Below are 24,309 nucleotides of genomic sequence, written 5' to 3' on the forward strand. Positions count from 1 at the left end.
TGCTTTGATCATGGTTAAATTGAAATAAGGATAAGAAAGACACTATGAGTGACAAAACCAGAACTAGATTTCCTGTAACTATTCTATTATGTGTGTTACTTTTCGTCTTGATTTATCATTTTTCTTATTTATTTCCCTTTACAAATAATGCTTTTGTTGTCGCCAATGTTCGCCCAGTTGCTGCAAACGTAAAAGGCTATATCACAAACATTTATGTCAGAAATGAAGAAGAGGTAAAAAAAGGCCAACCATTATTTACAGTATTCAAAGATCCTTATGAACTGGCTTATAAAAAAGCTATCAGTGATGTTGCAGAGGCAAAAGCCCAGTTATTAGTATTAAATAAACAAATCGAGAAAACTGAATATTTGCTGCAAGCACAAAAGGAACTTTATGAAAAATTCCGTTTTGATTACGAGCATAATAATTCAGCATTACGCGATCATGCGGTATCAAAGCTTACTGTCAATACTATGTTGAAAGAAAAAAACGCAGCATTGAGTCAATTAAAAGCATTAGAAAAAGAGCTGGAACTCAATCATCAGCAAGTCATTGTACAGGAAAAGAAAATTCAATCTCTCATTGCAGTGATGAAAAATGCCAAAATCGATTTAGATGAAACAACGGTGTACGCGAAACAAAATGGAGCCATCCAGGATATGTTTGTTGCACTGGGAACACCAATTAAGATAAGAAAACCAATCTTTGCGGTTGCTGACACCGATACACTGTTTATTCAAGCCAATTTTAATGAAACAGATTTACGTAGGGTCCAGCCAGGAGATAAAGTCTCTATTTTCCCGCGAATGTATTTCGGTTCTAAAATTTACCATGGAGTGATTCTTTCCAGAAATTGGGCTGCCAGTAGATTAGAAACTCATCGTGCTACTCAAATACAAATTGTTCGTAATAGCGAAAGCAACTGGTTTTTATTGCCCCAAAGGTTACCAGTGCAAATCCAAATCACAGATTATGACCCGATTAATTATCCATTAAGTGTTGGAGCCAGTGCTTATGTGTATATACATACACATTAGTGTATATAGTGAGTCAAAATGTGTGTACTGTAGGAGATATTGGGGTAAAGAATATCAAGTGTTTATGACGTTTCTACTAGATCTCTTGGGATCATGTTCTCAGTCATCGGATAATAAAATATCTGTTGGAATGTTGATATCGTTTAACATAGAATAGGTCATTATAATTTTAACTTACAGAAGTTTTTGAAAGATTAAGGATTACAAGTGTAACTTGTAAAACCATCATGATGATGAATGATAACAAAAGAGAAATATTAAAAATCATAAAGGCAGGATTGTGCATTACTATCTTAACTTTTACCCCGTTTTCTTACGCTCAGGCCACACATTCTGGTTTTTATGGGTCTTTAACTGGCACAATGATATGGCTGACCTCACATCACCAAATTACTCAAAGAAATAACCCCAACAATAATCGATCCATTATCGATAAGGAAAATGAGCACGGGTATGGAGTTCGTGGGGGTTATATGTGGAGATTTCCAAGTTTTGTTGTTGCTCTGGAAATACCAGTAAACATTGATAAGATCGATCATGAGTTTCAAGGCACCACGACCAAAACTATAAAAAGAATGAACCACAATATTGGCTTGCAACTCGTATCCGGACCTCAGTTAACTGATAATCTGAGGGCTTATGGACTTGTTGGTATCACATATGGCCAGTTTGAATTTGAGGCTAGGGGAACTCGCAACAGCATTTTGAATAAATATTATGAACCAGGCGGTCGTGTTGGAGGGGGATTGAATTTTCAGTTAACGAATCATATTTCCTTATTTACTGAGTACGCCTACACTCGTTTCGCAAGTCACAATAATATTAGCGGTAATGGTGGTTTTTATAAGAGAGATGGCTATTTCACTAGCCAAGCACTCAGTATTGGTGGTACCTGGCTAATATAATCCGAGCCGCGACCTTAAGGAAGCGGATATAGTTAGCACATAGAATGACCCGTTATGCTGCACAATATATGAACTCTATTTTTAAACACAGTCTGTGAATGATTACAATCATTTTCTCACAATTTTTTCAAAGACAGTCCCTGCTTATATGAGCCATCTAATAAAATTCATTACTTCATATCCATTAGAAATTTTTTTGCAGCCAATAAATCAATATATGCTTTTTTCTTATCAGATGGATTACGTAATAGGTAAGCAGGATGATAGCTTACTATAAATGGAGTATTTTCATAGCGATGAAGTGTATTGCGTAATTGCTTAAGGGGAAGTGGTTTATCAAGTAAAAATTGCCCGGCAAAACGCCCTAAAGCAAGGATCAGGTGTGGTTCAATGAGTTTAATTTGGCGAATCAGATAAGAACTGCATTGAGAAATTTCTTCTAAGGCCGGATCGCGATTATTAGGTGGACGACATTTCAATACATTGGCAATATAGATATCCTGTTCAGTTATCCCAATACTGTGCATCATCTTATTTAGTAAACTGCCTGCTTTACCTACAAAAGGTTGTCCTTTCTGATCTTCATAGAAACCAGGAGCTTCGCCGATAATCATCAATTTTGCTTTTGGGTTCCCACGAGAAAAAACAGTTTGAGTGCGTGTTTTATGTAAAGAACAACGTGTGCATGAAGCAACTTCAGTGGTCAAATCAGATAACTGTCTTTCACTGGAAGGGGCGGATTCACGCCGTACCCAAATTTCTATTCCCATACTTTGTAAATAGTAGTTTGCCAACTCATCTGACATAAAAAACTCATCAATTAAAATTATTAATTAGATTTTCGTTTTCAACTGAAACGGACAGCATTGTAACAGGCATATTCTCAAGAAAGAAATTTTAAAATAAGTCCTATAAGGCATTCATATTCAATAAAAACTTTAGTTGATCTCAATTAGAAAACGTCTATAGTGTTTTGTATGGATTAAAGATTTTTTTCAATCTAAACATACAACACAGCGCTTTCTCCACAAAAGCAAATTTCACAACCACAATAATGATATAAATCTACAATGTCTTTAGAGAGTATGATTAGGGAATTTTGAACTTCAGGCAGTGGTATGGTTGAGACTATGCATAAAAAATGGGATTTAAAAAAAGGGGATATTAAACAAATTATTGCTTGGGCATTTTACGATTTTGCCAATTCTTCCTACTTTGTGGTTATATTTACGTTTGTATTTGCCACCTATTTCACTGATGAAATCGCATCTAATGCTATTCAGGGTACGGAGTTGTGGGGATATACTATTTCGGCTTCGGCTTTACTCATTGCCTTGATAAGTCCCTTGGTCGGCGCGATAGCAGATTTCAGTGGGCACCACAAATCCTGGTTATTCTTTTTTACCTATCTGGGGATACTTTCAACGGCAGGATTGTGGTTTGCTTATCCTGGTAGCCATTCGATTCCTTTAGCTCTGACCTGTGTTTTTATTAGTAATTTCGCATTAGAAGTAGGAACCGTATTTTATAATTCTTTTTTGGCAAATTTAGCGCCATCAGAATACTTGGGGCGTATTTCTGGCTGGGCCTGGGGATGTGGTTACTTAGGAGGTTTACTCTGTTTGATAATATCCTTGTTTGTTTTTGTGAAAGGTGATTTTGGTTTGTGGTTTGGGTCAGAGAATTTTGCCAATATTCGCGCTGTTGCTGTATTTGTGGCTGTATGGATTTGTGTGTTTAGTTTGCCTTTATTTTTGTCCGTCCAACAAAAAATAGGAGTGCACTTGACGATAGGTTTTGCTATTAGAAAAGGTATGGAAGAGTTGTTGATAACTATAAAGAGTCTTCCTGAACAACGTGCTCTCTCATTGTTTTTAATAGCTAGAATTCTTTACATTGATGGACTGAACTCCATATTGGCATTAGGTGGTATTTATGCGGCAGGCACCTTTCACTTAAGTATCAGTGAAATTATGATATTTGGAATCATTTTAAATATTACAGCTGGCCTTGGTGCAGGATTATTTGCTTGGTTTGATGATTGGATTGGTTCTAAAAAAACAATTCTGATCGCTTTAGGATGCTTAACATTAACCTTTTGCTTCCTGTTGACTATTCACTCAGCTACTTTATTTTGGTTTTTCGCACCTGTGATTGGCATTTTTGTTGGTCCCGTTCAAGCGGCCAGTCGTACGTTTCTAACTCGTTTGGCTAAACCAGAAGAGATTACGCGTATGTATGGTTTTTATTCTTTTTCTGGTAAAGCGACTAGTTTTTTAGGACCTTTATTAGTAGGTACAATAACAGCTTTGGCTGATAACCAACGTTTAGGTATGGCAGTTCTTATTCCCTTTTTTATTATTGGTGGTGGGTTGCTATTATTAGTTCATGAAAAGGAATAAGAAAATCCTGTTATAATTGGTTTTCCCTATCTTGAAATTCAATCTGTGATGGACTCATAGAACTACAGTAAAATTTACCTCATTGTTTTTACAAGTTATTTCTTATGATATACTGCCCCCAATATGAAAATTATTATATCAATATTACTTATTATCATTAGCACCTTCGGGCATACGTTTTCTTGCTATGATCCACAGAACATTATTCAAAAACCGATACAGTTTGATGAAAAACGGATTGCTTTAACTCGGGAATATCAATTGACCCATTATGGGATCGATTCCAAGTCAATAGAAATTGAACCAAAAATGATTGTACTGCATTGGACTTGCATATCAAGTTTTGATATTACCTTTCGAATATTTGATTCACCAGCCTTGCCAGCAAACTCGCCGAGACGAACTGAACTGCCAGGGGATTTGAATGTTTCTAGCCATTTTTTAGTAGACCGTGACGGAAGTATCTATCAACTTATGCCAGAAACCTGGATGGCAAGACATGTCATTGGTCTTAATCATTATGCTATTGGTATTGAGAATGTTGGGGGTGTGGATAGCAAAGATGATTTGACAGAAGAACAAGCAAAGGCAAATGCATTTCTTGTGTGCTATTTAAAGAAAAAATACCCTCAAATAAAATTTGTTATTGGCCATAATGAGTATTTGCAGTACAAAGGAACAGACTTGTGGCTAGAAAAGGATCCCAATTATCAAACTGATAAAACGGATCCAGGTCCAAATTTCGTTAATAAAGTAAAACGATTGATGGCTGCGTCATAAAGGGTGATTATTGGTCAACCTAAAACTAATATCTTCTTTCCACATCCTTATAATTTCAAGGTATTAAGCTGCGCTAATAAGGGTTGCATGAGTAATATATGTCACGATTTATTGCTTGGTTTTTAATTTTTATTTTGGTATGGTCCTATAGTTTTTAAATAAAAATCCGGCTTAGGATAGTGTTGATATTCAATCGTTGTGAACATTCCTGCATTTAAATGGTACAAATTATGGCAGTGATTAGCCCAGATTCCAGGATTTAGAGCATCAAATTGTATTTTCACAGTGGAATAAGGTTGTACTAATATCGTATCTCGCATCGCTCCATTTAAAGGCTTGCCATTAATTTCGACCACTTGAAAGACATGTCCATGTAAATGCATTGGATGAGACATTGCCGATTTATTTTCATAAATCACCTCAACGCGGTCACCAAAATTGATTACTTTGGGTGTGGCATCAGGCCAGCTTTGATTATTCATGGTCCAAATATAGCCATTCATTTTACCATCAAGCACATAATGCAAATGGACATTTACTTTTTTAGTAGCTAAGGAGCGTTCCCCTTTTAATTTTGTTTCTAATCCATAATAGTTGACTTGTCCCGTTTTCTTATCGGCATTAGAAGATATTTTGGGGGTCGATGCATTATGCGTCTTTAGAATTAAGCCTGTTTGCTTATTGGTTCCTTCGGCTAACGCTTTAATGGGGAATGTTCCACCTGCAGCAGGAATCTCAACAATTAAATCAATGCGATTAGCAATTCCAATTGGGAAAGATTGACCCTTTACAGGCTCTACGCCTTCACCATCAACAGCAATCAAGGTTGCTGATAACTTCCCTGTATCAATTTCAAAATTGGTGGCGGAAGAAGCGTTTATGATTCGCAGTCTTACTTTTTTTAAAGGTTGAACTGAAATAACGTCAGGAGCGGCAAATGTTTTTTTGTTGGTAAGAAAGGCATCGTAGCTGACATCATTTAAATCATTGCCGGAAGCTTTTTTATTCATGTTCATTTTGGCATTTCTTAAATTATCAAATATTACCTGTGGATCTTGATAAGTGAAATCTTCTAAAAACATAATGACTTCTTGCGAATCTTTATACTTATCATTGCTATCATAAATAATCAGGGGAGCAGAGAGTTGTTTTTGTTCTTGAAATTTTTGATGAGAGTGCATCCAGTACGTACCAGCTTGTAATAGTCTATAGTTAAACAATTTGTTTTGTCCTGGCTGAATCAGGATTTGACTAACGTCAGGCACCCCATCCTGATCACTTGGAACAATCAATCCATGCCAATGAATAGTTATAGGCGACGTGCTTTTATTTTCAACTAAAACATGAAACATGTCTCCTTTATTAGCAAAGTACCCTTTACTGTCTTTTGTGCCATCCGGGTGAGCGAAGGTTAATTGAAATTCCTTTGTTTTTTCTCCTTTACCGTCAACTTGGAATTCTTCCTCACTAACGGTTATTACTGTTGGCTTAAGTTGGGAGTCAGTAGCATAGGACAAATTAAAAGAAAACATCATAATAGTTAACATCATGATAAAAAAAGATATTTTATTGGTGGTCTGTACTTTGACCAGATTGAATCTGTTAACCATCTTGATAGCTTCTTTATCGAGTTTGTTATTAACATTTAGCAGTTAATGATAAAACAAGCAAATTACGACTTTTAGAAATTCGGGGAATTAAATTTAAGGAGAAGATGAGGAATTTTAAAAGCATGAAGGGATGACCTTGTAAACTGGGAAATTAATCAGGATCAGATATATTATTGCAAATAATTCTCATTTGTATTATCGTTCTCATTTAATTAAATTAAACAAAAGTTCAAGGTAGAATATTACATAATGTGGATCATTTTATTCGAGGCTTTTTTTACTAGGAAAAATAATGAGAAGGATATTTTTTGCATTAATAACTGGATTAGTCGTAAATACTGTATACGCCAATGGACATTTTGGAGCGTGTGGGGTTCATACGTGGCATGAGGTTACTTCCAAGTCCGGCTCCTGGAAAATAACTTTGAAAATGATTAATCAGAACGGCCAATTTGTCGATCCTTCTTGTGTCGATATTACTGAAACAGGATTGACTCCAGATAATCCTTTGAACTATGGCTTTAAATTTAGTAAAGACGCTGATTTTAACATTGCTTATACGTTGACTGCGGTTAGTGAAGAACGAGGATTTCAATCAAAAGCGTGTGTATTTGTTATCACTGCCAATGGACCTGCACAGCCAGACATTCAGGCACTTAGCTATCATGGTGCTGAATGTTTATGGCATGTGGTGAAAGGAGTGGGGGAGAACTTTATCGTTGGATAGTAGACAATACCGTCCTAAAACCATTCTTTTTTCTTAAAAATAAAAAATAGTGAGAGTGCGCATATTATTAATAATGCAAGAGCCCCAAAATAACCATACTTCCAGTGTAATTCCGGAATCCACTGGAAGTTCATTCCATAAATTCCAGTAATTAAACTTAATGGCAAAAAAATGGCCGCAAATGCTGTTAAAACTCTCATGGTTTCACTCATTTTTTGCATCAGTGCATTATCGATTTGACCTAATAAGCCATTTAACATATCTCGAAGGGAATCTATTTCATTGGCAACCAGATGGCTGTGATTAGACAAGTTATATAAGGAGGCTCGGCATTGTTCAGATATTACTACAATATGTCGTCCGGTGATGCGCATTAATATTTCTCTGATTGCAATAGTATAACGCTTCACCTTCATGACACCATGTTTTAATTCCAAGACCTTCGAGTAAATATTTTCATGGCTGGCTCGAATTTGTGCATCCATTTGATCGGCTAATTCTTCATAAATAAAATGAATTTTGGCGTAATCATTGATCACCCCTTCAAGAAGTAAGAATAATAAAAAACACGGAGTTTTAGCATAATGTACGGATTTTTGACAGTTATTTAATAGATCAAATAAGACTGGTGAAGACTTTGTAGAGGCTGTGAAGCAATAGTTAGTTGTGAGGTGAATAAACAGATTATCAAAATTGGTTTCATTATTGTCATTTAATTTCATTGAAGAGACACACTGAACTTGTAGCGTCAGTGCTTCATCAATATCTACGATGTTGGAACTGTAGTTTTTATCAGTATATAATTTAGAGACGTGTTCAGGTAATCCTAGTTTCTCCTGTAATTTTTTTAAGACATCCTTTTGTTTTAAATTACAATGTATCCAATAAATTTTATCTTTGTCTTGATAGTCGATGCTTAATTCTTCTAAGTCTATTTTTCTTATTCTATGATGTTTTAGATCAAACTCAATTGCTATTGAATCAAAAATATTCATTTCAACGTCCATTTTGTCTACTTTCATCATTTAAGAATAAGGAAGTTAGAGCATGTTGACAACGGATTTTTAAACTATCTGGAGTGATATCCTGTCTTGCTATATAATTCATACAGGAATTACAAAAAACACCAATCTCTTTTGCCTCGATCTTGGGGTATTGTGTAAGTCCTATCATAAACAAAATAAATTGAAATTAAAAAGGCTTTACATGTCCAAAGTCAGTCATGGTCTAAAAATGTTCCGAGCCGCTTCAGCCGCTTCAGCCGATTTGGCTGTTTTTACCTTCGAAAAGGGGGGTTGTGTTGCCAGAATAATGATAATAACAGCAGCTCCTACTATTATTATGCTGCCTGTTTTCTTTGGCATTTGCGAACTTGCTGATGAAATGATGGAAACTGCATTTGATATCGCCGATGGACATGTTTATGGAATGTAGAGGCGATTATTCTGACAGGGGATTGAGTGGATAAGTATATAGAAAAAATTGAAGGCATATATCAACTGATTCTGGAAATGAACAAGTTGAAACTTGTTTTTCGCAATACAATGACTAATCCCAATAGAAAAGAGAGTACGGCTGAGCATTCCTGGTCAGCTTCTATGATAACTACGATTCTTATGGATGAATTAAGGAAAGAGTTTATAGAAATTAATGAATTAAAAACTATTAAGTTGACTCTTATTCATGACGTTGTTGAAATTTATGCCGGGGATGTTCTGGCTTTTGATGTAGAGGCTAGAAAGAATAAGGAAATAGTGGAAGCAGAGGCACTTGAAAAACTTGGAACGGTTTATCCTCTCTTTGGAAAAGAGCTAACTAATTTATGGTATGAGTTTGAGGAAAGAAAAAGTCTTGAGGCCAAAATAGCGAAGGCTGCAGACGCTATTTGTCCAATTTTTCAGCGGCTCCAAGCCAAACAATCTTATGTTCCTTTTAATATTTCAATGAGCCAACTCGACAAAATAAAATATCCTTATTTTGAATTTAGTAAAACGTTTATTAGTTTATATGAGAAATTAAAAACCGATTTACTAAAAGAACAACTTATTTCATCATAATAACCGTGTCTTTTGAAACGCTCTGACTGCTTTTAATATCCACTGACCGGTGGAAAGTTAATTAGTAACTATTTGGTTTCAGTGAGGGAAAATTGAATCATATTACTCAACCAAAATTTAATCGCAAATTGATTAAATACGGTATTTTATTATTTTTATTAGGGTTAATTACAGGTTTTGGAATTCCTTTTATGCAAAATCCTCGTATGGGACTGTCCAGCCATCTGGAAGGGATATTAAATGGTATTTTCCTGGTTTTGTTGGGAATTATTTGGCCTGTTCTGGACTTGTCAGATCGCGCATTAACCTGGGGATACTGGCTCTCTTTATTTGGGTGTTATGTCAATTGGGCTACTACTTTTGGGGCAGGAATATGGGGTGCTGGTGCTCGCATGATGCCTATTGCAGGTGGACATTATTACGGAACAATATGGCAAGAGTGGCTTATTACATCGGGATTAATTTCTTTATCGGTTGCAATGGTCGTTGTATGCGGAATTTTGATTTGGGGATTAAGAGGAAAAGACTCCAGTAATCACTTTTAATTAGGATTGATACCAAAATAATTGAAGGTTTATCATTGGAACTATTTTAGACAGGACTTACGAAAAACTTTGAGGTCGAGGCAAAAAAGGTTTTGAATGAGGGAGTTTAGATAAACTAAATGACCGAATTCAAAACATTTTTTAACAAAGATATCGAAGTTTTTCGTAAGTCCTGTTAGAGATTTATGGCTACCTTTAAAGATTATTGGTGAATCATAATGAATCCTCTATACTTTAGAAAATTCTCTTTTAAACAAGCAGATAATCATTATGTACGACGATTTGTTGAAATCCTATGTTACTAACGATTTACTTTCTATACAATTAGGCGGAATTGTATTGGATGGTCAAATTATTTCTAAAACACCTATTCAGTTGGTTTTGAAGGCTTTTAATCGACATGGTTTAATTGCTGGGGCTACTGGAACAGGTAAAACAAAAACCATGCAGGTTTTAGCCGAACAACTCTCTTTGCAAGGTGTGCCTAGTTTCGTTATGGACATCAAAGGCGATATTTCGGGCTTGGCGATGCCGGGTGCAACTTCGCCCAAATTGTTGGATAGAAGTCAGCAATTACACATTGATTTTACTCCTCGTGGTTTTCCAGTTGAGTTATTTACTCTCAGTCCAGATGAACCGGGTGTTCCACTTCGTGCGAGAGTAGACGATTTTGGTCCTCTTCTTTTTTCCCGGATGTTAGACTTGAATGATACTCAGGCAGGGGTAGTTACTGTATTATTTGAATTTGCCAAGGCAAATGAACTCGGTTTGATTAATCTCGATGATTTTAAATCTCTATTGCAATTTGCCCAAACAGATAAAGGGAATACACAGATTGCCTCTCAATATGGTGGGATAGCTTCACCTTCTATTGGCACTATTGTTCGTAAAATTATTGAGCTTGAGTCTCAAGGTGGCAAACAGTTTTTTGGCGAACCCTCTTTTGTTATTCAGGATCTGCTACGAACAGACGCTAATGGTTGTGGTTTTATATCCATTCTACGGCTGCTAAATATGCAGGATAAGCCTAAGCTGTTTTCCAGTTTCATGCTGAAGCTGTTGTCGGATGTTTATCGCCAAATGCCCGAATTGGGTGATCCGGAAAAACCACGATTGGTTCTTTTCATAGATGAAGCTCATTTAATTTTTAATCACTCCAGTAAGGCTTTGCTTAATTTAATTGAAACGATGGTTAAACTGATCCGTTCTAAAGGCATTGGTCTGATATTTTGTACTCAAACACCCAACGATATCCCGGAAGCTGTTTTAAGCCAACTGGGTTTAAAAATACAACACTCATTACGTGCTTTTACTGCAAAAGATCGAAAGGCTTTAAAATTAGTATCGCAGAATTTTCCAGTCTCGAATTACTATGATACTGAACAACTACTCACTACTTTAGGTATAGGTGAAGCATTAGTCACTGCCCTGGATGCCAATGGTCAACCAACCCCTTTAATCGAAGCCATGGTTCGAGCGCCAGAATCGCGCATGGGCATTCTAAGCAATGAGGAATTAAAGACTTTAGTCAATCGTTCTCCCCTTTTTGCCAAGTATTCTCAAGTTATTGATATGCCATCAGCAAAAGAGAAATTGACTGAACAAATAACAATAAGTCACGAAAGACCACAGAGTAGCCCCACGAGTCAAAAAGAAAATGATTCTTCCGTGTTAAATGACTTAAGTAAGAATACTTTATTCAGACAGGTTGTACGCCAAATTTTTAGGGAACTCACCCGAGCTATATTGTCTTTGTTTAAGATTAAAAGGAACTGAATGGAGTATCTTACAAGAATTAAAGAGATAAACTTATCAACAATTGACGAGAGTTCTTTCAAACAACGCTACGTTGGTTGTATTGTGCTCACGAGTGATAAGCAAATTCTTTTACAAAGTCGTCCTCCACACTGGCGAACTTTTCCCGGGAAGATAGCGACTTTTGGAGGACATGTGGAAGAGAAAGAAACTCCATCCGAAGCACTAATCCGAGAGTTGCGGGAAGAGCTTGGTGCACAGGTCAAAAGTGATGAACTGATCGTGCTTGGAGCAATCGCAGAAGAGATTACAAAGTATAAAGATTTAGTCTATCTCTATTATTGGCATGATAAAAAAGAGACTATCACCGGTTGTTATGAATGTGAGGCTCAATATTTTACTGATGTGAATGAAGCACTTCACCATCCTGAATTAATGGATGATGTCCGCTGGGCATTAATTGAATGTCAGAATAGAAAATTATTACTTTAAAATAAAATATATAGACTAACAATAAGGATGTTATGAGAAATAAGGTTATTATTTTTTTAATCGGTATTTTGTCCACCCAAATTTGGGCAGCGAAACAAGAGATTAATTTAGTTATTTCTTATAATACAGTGAATTTTAATGGGAAACCGAGTCGAGCTATAACAGTCAATAATCAAATCCCAGCCCCAGTTCTACGATTTAAGGAAGGAGATACCGTACATATAACAGTGCATAATAAGTTAGATAAGGAAACTGCTGTGCACTGGCATGGCATTATTTTACCATGGCAAATGGATGGCGTAATGCACATCACCCAAAGAGGTATTCCTCCTGGTGAGAGCTTTCATTATACGTATAAACTTCGTCAATCAGGCACTTATTGGTATCATGCACATGCTGGTCTTCAAGAGCAGGAAGGGTTGTACGGTGCTTTTATTATTGAACCCAAGTCATCACCTCCGTTTCAATATACTAAAGACTATGTCGTAGTTTTGTCTGATTGGAAAAATACTCTAGCCAATCATATCCAAGCCAATCTCAAAAAAGATGGGGATTATTATTCTCCCTTGTTCCCTTTACAAGCATCTCTTTTGCATTTTATCCAAAGTTATAGAAAAGCTTCACCTGAGGAAAAAAAACAATGGTTGATGGATTATAAGATGATGCAACATATGCGAATGGGCATTTACGATATCAGCGACATTGCTTATGATGCTTTTTTGCTGAATGGGCATTCAAAACTAAATCCATGGGTAGCGCCGGTAAAAGTTGGTGATATCGTAAGATTGCGTTTCATTGATGCTGGTGCGAATACTTTTTTCCACATAAAAATGCCCAAAGCCCAAATGCAAATGGTGCATGTACAAGGAAATGACGTAGTGCCTTATCCGGTTACGGATTTTCGAATGGGGCCGGGCGAGACTAATGATGTTCTTATCAAAATCGAAAAAGATGAACCATATATAATTTATGCCGAATCAACGGATACTGTCGGTGCTGTTATGGGAGCTCTTGTTACAAATCCTAATCAATACGTTCCTTATCATAAGGTAAAACCTTTTCCTGAACCTTTGCCTGTTACACGTGAAAAAATGAGCAATGAAAGTAAAAGGGGATTGGATCCCATGAAACAGATGGGCATGCAAAATCAAGCGAATCCAAAGACTAGAAATCATAGTGGAATGATGCACAATGGTATGTCCTCTACTCATCATGAAAATATGTCCATGGTACATAAACCGAATAAAAAGAGTGGAGAAATACAAACTATTGGCACTAAATATCAAAATTTAAAGGCTAGAGTAAAAACAAATGATTCCAGTAAACCAGTATACAAAATCATTAAGCTGGAATTATCTGGTTATATGGATCGTTTCATTTGGTTTGTCGATGGTGTTCCAGCATATAATGCTAAGCCGATTGAGTTATTGCCTGACAAACGTTACCGTCTTGTGTTCACTAATAACTCTATGATGCATCATCCTATGCACTTGCATGGTCATTGGATGATTTTGCGTAATGGTCATGGCAGTTATGATCCCTTGTTGCATACTATTGATGTTCCTCCAGGAAGTATCGTGACGGCAGATCTTGATACTGATGCTAGCGGACAATGGTTTTTTCATTGTCATATGTTGAATCATATGATTTCAGGGTTAGCAAGAACTTTTCAATACACATCCATTATTGAAGTAGCCAAAGGAGAGAAAAAACCGGAATATTTTGTTGGTCATACACCCTATTACAACAGACCTATCGTACGTGTCGATGAATTGCGTCCCATTCCTTTGTCTTTAGTAAAAAAACCAATTGCCCATAAGAATATGCCTTATGCGGCTTCCTCAATTGAGGTAGGTGGTGATTTTGCACATAATCGACAAACTCTGACTTACTATGGCTTATATGGTCCTGATTTTAATAAACTTCAATTATTTATCAATGACGCGGAAATGGATCAAGGAAGCATTTCAAATGCAGACATAGATGTATTTTACTGGCATCAAATCAGTCAATTTTGGGCCATCAAAGGTGGTGCGAATTATTTTTATCGCCCTTCTCAAACGCCCTATTGGCAGCCTGGGATAGGGATAGAAGGGCTGTTTCCCTATTTTATTGCGAATAGTTCCCGATTTTATTATCACCAAGGCAGTTTAAAGATGGATATCGAATTTACTCGAAATACTCAATTGACCAATAATTTATTTTTAAATGCGGAAATTCGAGCGATTGCCGCGACTAAAACGGTAAGAAAGGATCAAATTGGAAATGGTTTAAATGAAATGATTTATTCTTTACAACCAAATTATCGACTTGCACCGGGAATCGTTGCGTTTATAGAGTTAGAGCGAGAACAGTATTTTGGCACTTTGAAAGCAATTAGACGTCAACTTAATCAAGACAGTATTGAAGATTCCTTGTTTTTCGGCCTTTCTTTTTTAATTTAACGTGAGCTCGATCGAAGCAATAAAATCTGTTTGCTTCGATAAACTTGTTTTATTCTGACTAGCTCCCGTACAAAAACGTTGCTTTTTTACGGGATAACGTTTTTAGCGACATAAACGGCATAGCTTTTTATGTCGAACTCACGTCAATTTAATGTTGGTTTCTCATTCAAAGGTGGGACCATACCCCCCACCTCCCGGGGTTTCAATAATAAAAACATCACCGGCTTGCATGTTAACCCGCGCACACCCTCCGATTTCCTCAATTTGACCATTTGCTCTCTGAACATAATTGCGCCCGGTTTGCCCTGGTGATCCGCCTTCTAATCCAAAAGGAGGAATTGATCTACGACTTGATATGATGTTAACTTCCATTGCTTCCAAAAAGCGAATGCGACGCACAACACCATCACCTCCTCGGAATTTCCCTTTCCCCCCACTGTGTTGACGAATGATGAACTGTTCTAATAGAACTGGAAAACGCCATTCCAATACTTCGGGATCAGTCAGACGAGTGTTCGTCATATGGGTATGTACTGCTGATGTTCCATCAAATCCAGGACCTGCCCCGGAACCACCACATAGGGTTTCGTAATATTGATATTTTTCATTACCAAAAGTGAAATTATTGCAAGTTCCTTGGGATGCGGACATCACTTTCAATGCACCAAATAGAGTATCAACAATACATTGGGATGTTTCAACATTTCCGGCAACAACGGCAGCTGGATAATCTGGATTTAATAATGAATGGGGAGGAATAATGAGTTCAATAGGTGCAAAACAGCCATTGTTTAAGGGAATGTTTTCAGCAACGAGACAACGCAATACATACAAAACGGCCGCTTTGCAAACTGCAGTTGGTGCATTAAAGTTACCAGTGTGCGTTGGAGAAGTACCACTAAAGTCTATAGTAGCTCGTTGTTTTAACCTGTCTATTGTAATAGCCACTTTAATGAAATGACCATCATCAAGAAAATAACTAAATTGGCCATCGTTTAATTGAGATAATATTTTTTGTACGGCAGCGGTGGCATTATCTCGAACATGTTTCATATAAGCCTGCACAACCTCTAGTCCAAATTGAACTACCAAATTCATTAAACCTTTTACCCCACAAGCATTCGCTGCAATTTGTGCTTTGAAATCCTCTAAATTTTGTTTGGGATTGCGTGCAGGATAATTCGCTTTAGTTAAAAGATTCAAAATAGAGCGATCTAATAGATGCCCCCCTTCAATCAATTTAACCGGACGGATGAGTATGCCTTCTTCATGAATTGAATTGCTTATTGCAGGCATTGAACCTGGTGTTTTTCCACCGATGTCAGCATGATGCCCTCTTGATCCTGCTAAAAACAGAAGTTCTTTTCCCGATTGAGCAAAAATGGGTGTGATGATTGTAATATCCGGTAAATGGGTGCCTCCTTGATAGGGATCATTTAAAATATAGACATCTCCAGATTGCATCGAGTTGCGATTATTTTTTAAAATGCTTTTAACACTTTCACTCATTGAACCCAAATGAACTGGAATGTGTGGAGCATTGGCAACCAGTTCACCTTCTGCGTCAAAGATAGCGCAGGAGAAATCAAGACGCTCCTTGATGTTCACTGAGCTGGCTGTATTACGTAAGACTTCGCCCATTTGTTCTGCTATGTTCATAAAACGGTTATTAAATACCTCCAGCATGACTGGATTGACTTGAGTGCTTAAACCTATTTTTTGAGGTAAAGTTTCATGACGAGTTAATAGCAAATGTTGTTTTGCAGTGACTTCTGCCTGCCATCCTGGTTCAACAACGGTGGTTGCATTAGTTTCACAAATAATCGCACACCCTTTGATGCAATCTCCAGGAAGCAATTGTGTTCGTTCATAAACAGGTGCCTGATGCCACGCATTATGAGTAAACAAATGAACTGCCATGATTGAAGGAATATCCTTGGATAAACGGGATTTGGATATGAGTTGATCCTCTTCTTTAATCTCTAAGCCAGCCACCTCACACTCAATGGAAATACTTGCTACAATCAAAGTGCTTTTTCCTGATGCAAAACCAAATTGTTGCCAATGAAGCTCGTTAAAGGAATGACGCATAGTCTCGATTCCTGCGAAATCTACAATTAAGGTGGTGTCTGAGCTGGGATAGCGAAGATGAATGCGCCGCCGCTTATTGATTTTATCAATGTCGCCACCCTGAGCGATTAATTCTTTAATTGCGTCTTTTTCCAGATTTTCATATATCAAAAATAAAGAGGATTTTATGTCTCTACGAAGTGGCTTTTCGATGGTTTGTTCTCGAAATGCATTAATGTTGGCAATTCCTATTCCATAAGCGGATAAGACTCCTGCCAATGGATGGATAAGTATTTTTTGAATACCTAAGGTATCTGCTACCAGACAGGCATGTTGACCGGATGCGCCTCCAAAGCAATTTAACACATATTGGGTTACATCGTAGCCACGTTGTACAGAGATTTTTTTAATTGCATTGGCCATGTTTTCTACTGCAACATTGAGAAATCCTTCTGCCACTTGCTCTGAGGAATAGTTAAGTTCAGTCGCTTGATTAATCTTATACGCTAACTCTTTGAATCGTCGTTGCACCAATTTGCTATCAAGCGTTTCATTACCTTTTTTTCCAAATACACTTGGAAAAAATTCGGCTTGTATTTTACCAACCATGACGTTGCAATCAGTAATGGTGAGCGGACCACCTCGACGATAGCAAGTTGGGCCAGGATTTGCGCCAGCGGAATCAGGCCCAACTATAAAACGTTGTCCATCAAACCTTAAAATAGAGCCCCCTCCCGCAGCAATGGTATGAATGAGCAACATTGGAGTATGAAGCCGGATACCACTGATGACGGAAGTATATATTTGTTCATATCCCCCTGCATAATGAGAAACATCAGTAGATGTTCCTCCCATATCAAATCCAATGACCCGATCAAAACCTGCCAGATGACTGGTTTTAACCATTCCAACAACGCCTCCGGCTGGACCAGAAAAAATGCTGTCTTTGCCTCGAAATGTAGTAGCAGAAGCGAGACCTCCATTTGATTGCATGAAATACAGTGGAATTTTACCCAGTTGATCACTTAAGTGCTGGATATAATTTTGTAAGACGCTGGCCAGGTAGGCATCAACAACAGCAGTTTCTCCACGGATAACTAATTTCATAATTGGCGCTACCACATGACTTACTGAAATTTGCTTAAAGCCTAATTCCTGAGCGATTGCTTGTAATCTGTTTTCATGTTGGTTGTATCGATAGCTGTGCATTAAGACAATAGCTAAAGTGCGATAACCTCTAGCGTAAGCCTTTTTTAAAGATTCCCGAGCTTTTAATTCATCTAATGGCTGAATGATATTGCCTTTTGCATCAATACGCTCTTTAATTTCAATCACGTCTTCATAAAGTAAAGCAGGTAAAACGATTTTTAGAGCAAATAGTTCCGGACGGTTTTGATAAGCAATTCGTAATGCGTCTACAAAACCCTCCGTAATAGCTAAAAGAACCTTATCGCCTTTGCGTTCCAGCAAGGCATTAGTTACTTTAGTTGTGCCTAATTTGATTATTTTTATGGAGTCGGATGGAATAGAGGATGAGGAGGGAAGATTCAGAATATGGCGAATGCCATGGATCACTGCGTCTTGATAGCAATCAGGATTATCAGATAATAATTTATAACTAATCAACTGTCCTTCGGAGTTACGGGTAACCAAATCAGTGAATGTTCCACCTTGATCAATCCAAAATTCCCATTGGTATTTATCCATATCTTGACATCCTGCATTTGAGACTGAATTAGATTTAAATGTCTATTCTCATGGCGACACGCTCTAAAATTAATTATATGAAATAATTATCTTATGTGATTTTTTTTTAAATAATCATACAATAGATAGCCAAATTAAGGTGATTCAGAATGCAAGGATATTCATGATAAATGTCACAGGAACTTACACAGATCAATATCAGTTAGCGATGGCGCAGGTTTATTTTTTGAAGGGACATCATAATCATACTGCGGTATTTGATTATTTTTTTCGCGCTCTTCCTTTTAAAGGTGGCTATGCTGTTTTTGCAGGACTGGATGATTTATTGGATGTTCTGGAACAACTTCGATTTGACCATCAGGACATTGAATTTCTACAAGATCAGAAAATGCATCCTGATTTTATTAACTATTTGAAAAAGTTTAAGTTCAATGGAAGGGTGTATGCGTCACTTGAAGGAGATTTGGTATTTCCTGCTTGTCCTGTGGTTAGTATCGAAGCTGGATTAATTGAAGCGCAAATCATCGAAACATTATTGTTAAATATCCTTAATTTTCAAACTCTTATTGCGACTAAAGCCAGACGCATCAGATGCGTAGCTGGGGAGCGTATTTTAATTGACTTTGGATTAAGGAGAGCTCAAGGGGCCGGGGGATATTTTGCAAGTCGTGCCGCCATAGTTGGAGGTTTTGATTCTACAAGCAACGTTCGAGCTGGTCGGGATTATTCAATTCCTGTGTCTGGAACTATGGCCCATTCTTTTATCCAAAGTTATGATAGCGAATTAAAAGCGTTCTCTGATTATGCTGAAGCATGGCCAGATAATTGTGTCTTGTTAGTAGATACTTATAATACTTTGCAAAGTGGTGTACCTAATGCAATCAAAATTGCTAAGGAGATGGAAAAGAAGGGGCATAGGCTCAAAGGTATTCGTCTGGATAGTGGAGATTTGGCCTGGCTAGCCAAGAAAGCCCGTCACATGCTTAACGAAGCTGGTTTAAACTATGTAGCTATCACTGCCTCAAATCAACTGGATGAATACGTCATCAAAAATTTGTTAGAACAAGAGGCGCCTATTGATGCTTTTGGAGTGGGTACCAATCTGGCTATTGGTGCACCAGACTCCGCTTTGGATGGGGTGTATAAATTAGCCTTTTCTCATGATAAACCACGAATTAAGTTATCAGACACCCCAGCAAAAATCACCATTCCCTATCAAAAGCAAGTGCATAGAGTGCTTGAGGAAGATGGCACTTATCAGGGGGCTGATGCCATAGCGCTTAGGTCAGAAAAAGAAATTGATATGATGCATCATCCTTTTGAAAATTTAAAATCACTTTCTATAAAACAGTATAAAAAAGAGCCTTTACTTCATAAAGTGATGGAGAATGGCGAGCGTTTATTACCTAGAAAATCGTTGGTTGAAATCGCTAAATTTAGTCAACAATGTTTTGATAAATTACCTTACGAATATAAACGCTTTATTAATCCGCATATTTATAAGGTGGGTTTAAGTACAGAACTTAAAATGAAGAGGGAGCAGCTAATAGCTGTCCATAAAAGGTAACCATATGAAGACGTTAATCATACTTGATGTTCAAAATGATTTTATGCCAGGTGGTGCCTTGGCAGTACCTGAGGGAGACACTATTGTTACTGTCATTAACGATGTTTTGCGTCATTTTGATCTTATTGTAGCTGCACAAGATTGGCATCCGCCAAATCACATCAGTTTCGCTTCTAATCATCCCGGTAAGAAACCTTTTGAAAAAATCGGCTTGGGTAGTTTCGAGCAAACTTTATGGCCTGATCATTGTGTTCAGGGTAGTGTTGGAGCCCAATTCCATTCTCAATTAAACACTAATCCTATTGAGGCAATTTTTCGCAAAGGGACTGATCCTAATATAGACAGTTACAGTGGTTTTTATGACAATCTACATCAAAAAACAACAGGGCTAGCTGGTTACCTGCGTGAAAAAGGTGCAAAAGAGCTTTATTTTTGTGGTTTGTGTGCTGATATCTGCGTTTATTTTACAATTATGGATGCCTTTAATGAAGGTTTCACTTGCTGTTTACTGGAAGACGCAACTCGGGCACTTGTGCAGGATGATTTTATAAAAATCAAAAAAGACTTCTTAAGACAGGGTATTGGCATTATTAGAAGTCATAATTTAACCCATGGTTGATCGCAGCAACCAATCACGGGGTCATTTGATTATCATAACAGACTTCTTTGAAACTCTGCTGCCGCGTGGAGAATTGCTTCGTCGAAACAGTGTTTGAATCCTCATTTACTGACACACTGCTGCACTTGTTTCTCCCCGTACTTCTCTCATGGCAGCGACTTACGAAAGAGGTCTAATGACTCGGAGCAGCATGTTATAGTCAAACAATCCATCTTAAGTCGGCATAAGGTCCATGTAATGCATAGCTTGATTCAGCAGTGGGCACACCAAAAATCCCATGTTGAGCATTAAAATAATTCAACCACATATAACCAGCATCCAGAATTAAATGGCCTGAATTGGTATTGAAGACATATTTGGCCCCTAGTTTAGCACCAACTTCTGGCACTATGGCATTTTTAGAACCGTTAAAGGATTCAAATCCATTTTCGAGTATTCTAATATGGTCATAATTGAACTTGCCAGTGCCGATTAATAGAGCAGTTTCTGCATTGGCATGTATGCCAAATCCGTTATCCCAATTATAGGTCATATCAAGACCAGTTCTGGGACCAATCCCAGAAAATTTAGTCTGTGAATGCTCATGAGGAGAGCCTCCTGCATGACTTCCGACATCATGTTCAATCCTCGCTAGTTGTGCGCCTCCATGGAAGCGAATTTTCTTCTTACTGCCAAAGCTGGTGGATTGTCCTAGCTCCATATTCACAGCATCCCATTTCTGATGAATGTTGAAATCTTCTTGACGTTGGATTCCACCTATCGAAACAAGGCCAATATTATGATAAGTGCTATTGTCAAAATGATACCAATTGATGTTGATGTCGTTACCAGTATTGAAATGGTATGATCCTACCAGTTGAAATCCCCAACCCCAATCAGAATCCAGATCGTGGAGTAGTCTACTTCCATTGGGTACTGTGGTTGAGCCATAATATCCCCAATCGGCGTCATAGATAGGTTGTAAATATAAGGCCTTAATACTTAAATCCCATGCTTTGCTTTTACACGAAACAGTGACAACATCGGGTGTGCAGGCTGTTCCCATAGTTCCAGCGAGCAAGCTGTTACAGCATCCAAAAGCAAGTACAGAAAATATTGAGTTTTTTAATTTCAACATTAATGAAATCCTTTTTAATCAGTTAAGTATTAACATTCATCCTTATTTTTAATCAGATACATAATAAGTTTGGCCTATGTCCCTGTAAAGGCAGGGGGTGTTTCCAGGGTAGTCTTTTTTTCTGGCATATGTAATCTACCATATATCGCAAGGGCAATACCAGAAAGAACAAAAAATGTACCTATCCATTGAGTTTGACTTGGAGATTGATCTAGTATCAATTGTGTGAAAAATATGGAAAATAGTGGAATTGTAGAGAATGAGATTACTATTTCTGCTAGATTACTTTGCTTTAATCCCATAAATTTAAAATAGATTCCCAATGCGACAATAACAGCCCCATATATAACCATCCATCCCCAAAGAAAAGGGGAAAAAATTTCGCTGAAATGGGACAGTCCTATAGTGAGTACAACAATAAGCCCGAAATATAAAATTCCTAATGCCATGCTTAAGATATTGTATATACCAATAGGTATGGTTCTAATTCCTTCTATCTCAAGTTTTATGTTGAAGGTTTTAAAAACTACAGCAGATAGGATGAATATTTCCCCTAGATAAGGCCATGACCTTAAAAAATTATATAGCGGTCTGTTACTGATGTATTGAGGTTCTACTTGACTTGAAAATGAGAAGATATTTTGAAGAATAATAGTAAGCAGAACACCTGCAAGAGTCAAAGTTGCTCCTAGAATTAATGCCTTGTTTGGATGCTCTTTGAAATAAAACCAACCTACAAATAGTCGTAAAGGTATTTGTAGTGTTGATAGAAGAATTACATTAAAAATGTTGGAAAAGATTAATCCAAGAAAGTAAAGCATGGGAACCAGGCTACCGGAAATAAAAGCACTTACCAAGATAGTGATCCAGTTTTTTTTATTTAGTTGTTTTAATTCAAACTGATTTAGTTCTTTCTTAAAAATCAGGCAAAGAACTATCAATGCAATTAAGTCTCCGACAAAAAGTATGTTGCAAAAAGAGACTGGATTATGGTTGTTTACAAGATGAACATTACCATGCTCAACAAGGTTTACTAAAAAAGGACTGGTTGCACTAACAATAAGAGCGTATGCGATTAAGTAGATTAATCCTTTATATTTATTGATTATCATTATATTTTTTAAAATACTTCCTTAGACAATAAAAACAGTATAGAGCTTTTATCTCAATTTTTGGATACTTACTGACACCTAAAATGTCACGATGAAAGAGCGTTAGGAGATGCTATACAACCGATCAAATAAACACACCCTGGTTCAAAACTTTTTTAGATCAACCGACATAATTTAAGTATAAATTTAAAGCTATTTTTTGCAGAAGCAATCTCACATTTTTTGTTTAATACAACATATACTCATGTATAAATCCTATAATTAAAGAACAACAAGCCGGAGTAATCAATGAGAAATTTTTTTAGAAAGTTGAATAATGACAACTTGAATATTCGAGATAATAAACTGTGATGAGGCAAACCATGACTACAGCTAAGCAAGAAAATGAAGTTAAAAGTGAAATTGAAAAAGCGGCAAAAGAGATGTTGTTTTTTCAGAATATGTTACCGGGTTTGCAACAGTCACCTTTCATTGATCGATTCAAAGACAAATGTTTGGATCCAGGCCAAAATGAAGAGGATGAGGTTGATCAATTTAGACGAAAGCTACTGAATGAATCTCCTCCTGTACTCAGTTTTACCGGGAAGAAACAGAAAGACAAATTTTATGAAGAAGAAGCTAAGAATTGTCAGCAATTCTGTTGTGGCGGGGTAGCTGTAACTTCGGAGTTGGGTGAGGTGAGTCTTAAACCACAAGATAATTATTTACTTTCTGTTGGCACTGGTAAATTCTACGAAGGGAGTGCAACAACAGTTAAAGGACAACTAAAGGAAGATATATATAAAGACTCATTTGGAAGTCCAAAGCAGAATCAAGAAGTGGCCGGGTTGAAGGAATTTGAGGTAAAAATAGCTCAAAGAGAACAGGAGAGCCCATCATTATCCTCTACTGAAGCCCCTCATGCTGAAAAGCAGAGTGGTCTTAATCCTTTTCAAACTACAGCAAAACCCTGGAAGGAATAAACTCTATTGTCAACGATGTTAATATTTAAGCAGCCCCAGGTACTGCCTTTTCCTTAAAGCATTGGTTTAATATTATAAGATGTGGCGTGTCGGATATTTCAAGGATAATCACACCAAAAAATCTTATATATTATGTATCTAATGAGTTTAGAAAACCAATTTTTGGTAAAAGATTAGAATAGATGTTTCTGGCAATTTATTAATAAATAAGGTTCAACTCAAAATGTGAATTTATCGAAATTTATAATTTTTCTGATTGTATGAGTGTCATAAAACATGATAGCATTGCACACAATTTTAACTACTTGGTTGCTTATTTCCAAGTTATTGCAATTAAAATCATTTGGTTGTAACAGTTTGAGCAAAATTCAGTTTTATTTTAATTTCATTTAGCCCCTAGA

20 protein-coding genes are annotated in these 24,309 nt (G+C 37.0%); 14 read left to right on the top strand and 6 right to left on the bottom strand.

The genetic code is table 11. The features are described from left to right. Positions 1–44 precede the first annotated feature (44 nt). Positions 45–1,037 (top strand): HlyD family secretion protein, encoded by a 993-nt coding sequence (locus ACZ5EK_RS01395; protein ID WP_464431012.1) that lies wholly within the window; start codon positions 45–47, stop codon positions 1,035–1,037. A gap of 227 nt (positions 1,038–1,264) precedes the next feature. Next, positions 1,265–1,942, top strand: a complete 678-nt coding sequence (locus ACZ5EK_RS01400) for an outer membrane protein (protein ID WP_464431013.1) — start codon at positions 1,265–1,267, stop codon at positions 1,940–1,942. Positions 1,943–2,112: 170 nt separating this feature from the next. Here ACZ5EK_RS01400 and ACZ5EK_RS01405 read toward each other — a convergent pair whose 3' ends face one another. Beyond that, positions 2,113–2,748 carry a uracil-DNA glycosylase gene (locus ACZ5EK_RS01405; protein ID WP_464431014.1) on the bottom strand — a complete coding sequence of 212 codons (636 nt, stop codon included), beginning with the start codon at positions 2,746–2,748 and terminating at the stop codon, positions 2,113–2,115. 324 nt (positions 2,749–3,072) lie between these two features. Here ACZ5EK_RS01405 and ACZ5EK_RS01410 point away from each other — a divergent pair, with 324 nt between their 5' ends. Both ACZ5EK_RS01410 and ACZ5EK_RS01415 read left to right on the top strand, forming a co-directional pair. After that, a complete protein-coding gene (locus ACZ5EK_RS01410; protein WP_464431016.1) occupies positions 3,073–4,344 on the top strand; it encodes an MFS transporter in 1,272 nt (423 codons plus the stop codon). Positions 4,345–4,467: 123 nt separating this feature from the next. Then, on the top strand, positions 4,468–5,124 hold the full coding sequence (locus ACZ5EK_RS01415) for an N-acetylmuramoyl-L-alanine amidase (protein ID WP_464431017.1): 657 nt from the start codon (positions 4,468–4,470) through the stop codon (positions 5,122–5,124). Positions 5,125–5,246: 122 nt separating this feature from the next. Here the strand turns inward: ACZ5EK_RS01415 and ACZ5EK_RS01420 are convergent, their stop codons facing one another. Further along, positions 5,247–6,734 carry a multicopper oxidase family protein gene (locus tag ACZ5EK_RS01420; RefSeq protein ID WP_464431018.1) on the bottom strand — a complete coding sequence of 496 codons (1,488 nt, stop codon included), beginning with the start codon at positions 6,732–6,734 and terminating at the stop codon, positions 5,247–5,249. 292 nt (positions 6,735–7,026) lie between these two features. Between ACZ5EK_RS01420 and ACZ5EK_RS01425 the strand changes: the two genes are divergently transcribed. Beyond that, positions 7,027–7,461 carry a hypothetical protein gene (locus ACZ5EK_RS01425; protein WP_464431020.1) on the top strand — a complete coding sequence of 145 codons (435 nt, stop codon included), beginning with the start codon at positions 7,027–7,029 and terminating at the stop codon, positions 7,459–7,461. 14 nt (positions 7,462–7,475) lie between these two features. Here ACZ5EK_RS01425 and ACZ5EK_RS01430 read toward each other — a convergent pair whose 3' ends face one another. Next, positions 7,476–8,456, bottom strand: coding sequence for a magnesium transporter CorA family protein (locus ACZ5EK_RS01430; RefSeq protein ID WP_464431021.1), 981 nt, complete (start codon positions 8,454–8,456; stop codon positions 7,476–7,478). 211 nt (positions 8,457–8,667) lie between these two features. On the opposite strand from ACZ5EK_RS01430, the gene ACZ5EK_RS01435 reads away from it, so the two are divergent. From ACZ5EK_RS01435 to ACZ5EK_RS01460, 6 genes are all read left to right on the top strand, one after another. After that, positions 8,668–8,895 (top strand): hypothetical protein, encoded by a 228-nt coding sequence (locus tag ACZ5EK_RS01435; protein ID WP_464431023.1) that lies wholly within the window; start codon positions 8,668–8,670, stop codon positions 8,893–8,895. Positions 8,896–8,972: 77 nt separating this feature from the next. Beyond that, positions 8,973–9,518 carry an HD domain-containing protein gene (locus ACZ5EK_RS01440; protein WP_464432433.1) on the top strand — a complete coding sequence of 182 codons (546 nt, stop codon included), beginning with the start codon at positions 8,973–8,975 and terminating at the stop codon, positions 9,516–9,518. 92 nt (positions 9,519–9,610) lie between these two features. Then, entirely contained in the window at positions 9,611–10,063 is a 453-nt protein-coding gene (locus tag ACZ5EK_RS01445) for a hypothetical protein (protein WP_464431024.1), read from the top strand. Between the two features lie 270 nt (positions 10,064–10,333). Beyond that, a complete protein-coding gene (locus ACZ5EK_RS01450) occupies positions 10,334–11,839 on the top strand; it encodes a helicase HerA-like domain-containing protein (protein ID WP_464431026.1) in 1,506 nt (501 codons plus the stop codon). Then, positions 11,840–12,310 (top strand): NUDIX domain-containing protein, encoded by a 471-nt coding sequence (locus ACZ5EK_RS01455; RefSeq protein ID WP_464431027.1) that lies wholly within the window; start codon positions 11,840–11,842, stop codon positions 12,308–12,310. A gap of 32 nt (positions 12,311–12,342) precedes the next feature. After that, positions 12,343–14,754, top strand: coding sequence for a multicopper oxidase domain-containing protein (locus ACZ5EK_RS01460; protein ID WP_464431028.1), 2,412 nt, complete (start codon positions 12,343–12,345; stop codon positions 14,752–14,754). 162 nt (positions 14,755–14,916) lie between these two features. Here the strand turns inward: ACZ5EK_RS01460 and ACZ5EK_RS01465 are convergent, their stop codons facing one another. Then, positions 14,917–18,531: a hydantoinase B/oxoprolinase family protein gene (locus tag ACZ5EK_RS01465; RefSeq protein WP_464431029.1), complete on the bottom strand. Its 3,615-nt coding sequence runs from the start codon at positions 18,529–18,531 to the stop codon at positions 14,917–14,919. Positions 18,532–18,694: 163 nt separating this feature from the next. Here ACZ5EK_RS01465 and ACZ5EK_RS01470 point away from each other — a divergent pair, with 163 nt between their 5' ends. After that, positions 18,695–20,098, top strand: coding sequence for a nicotinate phosphoribosyltransferase (locus ACZ5EK_RS01470; protein ID WP_464431030.1), 1,404 nt, complete (start codon positions 18,695–18,697; stop codon positions 20,096–20,098). A gap of 4 nt (positions 20,099–20,102) precedes the next feature. After that, positions 20,103–20,717: a bifunctional nicotinamidase/pyrazinamidase gene (pncA, locus tag ACZ5EK_RS01475; protein ID WP_464431032.1), complete on the top strand. Its 615-nt coding sequence runs from the start codon at positions 20,103–20,105 to the stop codon at positions 20,715–20,717. Positions 20,718–20,916: 199 nt separating this feature from the next. On the opposite strand, the gene ACZ5EK_RS01480 is transcribed toward pncA, so the two are convergent. Both ACZ5EK_RS01480 and ACZ5EK_RS01485 read right to left on the bottom strand, forming a co-directional pair. Then, positions 20,917–21,834, bottom strand: a complete 918-nt coding sequence (locus tag ACZ5EK_RS01480) for an Lpg1974 family pore-forming outer membrane protein (protein ID WP_464431033.1) — start codon at positions 21,832–21,834, stop codon at positions 20,917–20,919. Between the two features lie 74 nt (positions 21,835–21,908). Next, on the bottom strand, positions 21,909–22,946 hold the full coding sequence (locus tag ACZ5EK_RS01485) for a DMT family transporter (protein ID WP_464431035.1): 1,038 nt from the start codon (positions 22,944–22,946) through the stop codon (positions 21,909–21,911). Between the two features lie 362 nt (positions 22,947–23,308). Between ACZ5EK_RS01485 and ACZ5EK_RS01490 the strand changes: the two genes are divergently transcribed. Next, complete coding sequence (locus ACZ5EK_RS01490; RefSeq protein WP_464431036.1) at positions 23,309–23,908, top strand: hypothetical protein; 600 nt, start codon at positions 23,309–23,311, stop codon at positions 23,906–23,908. Positions 23,909–24,309 lie beyond the last annotated feature (401 nt).

Source organism: Legionella sp. JM-2024 (assembly GCF_055389095.1).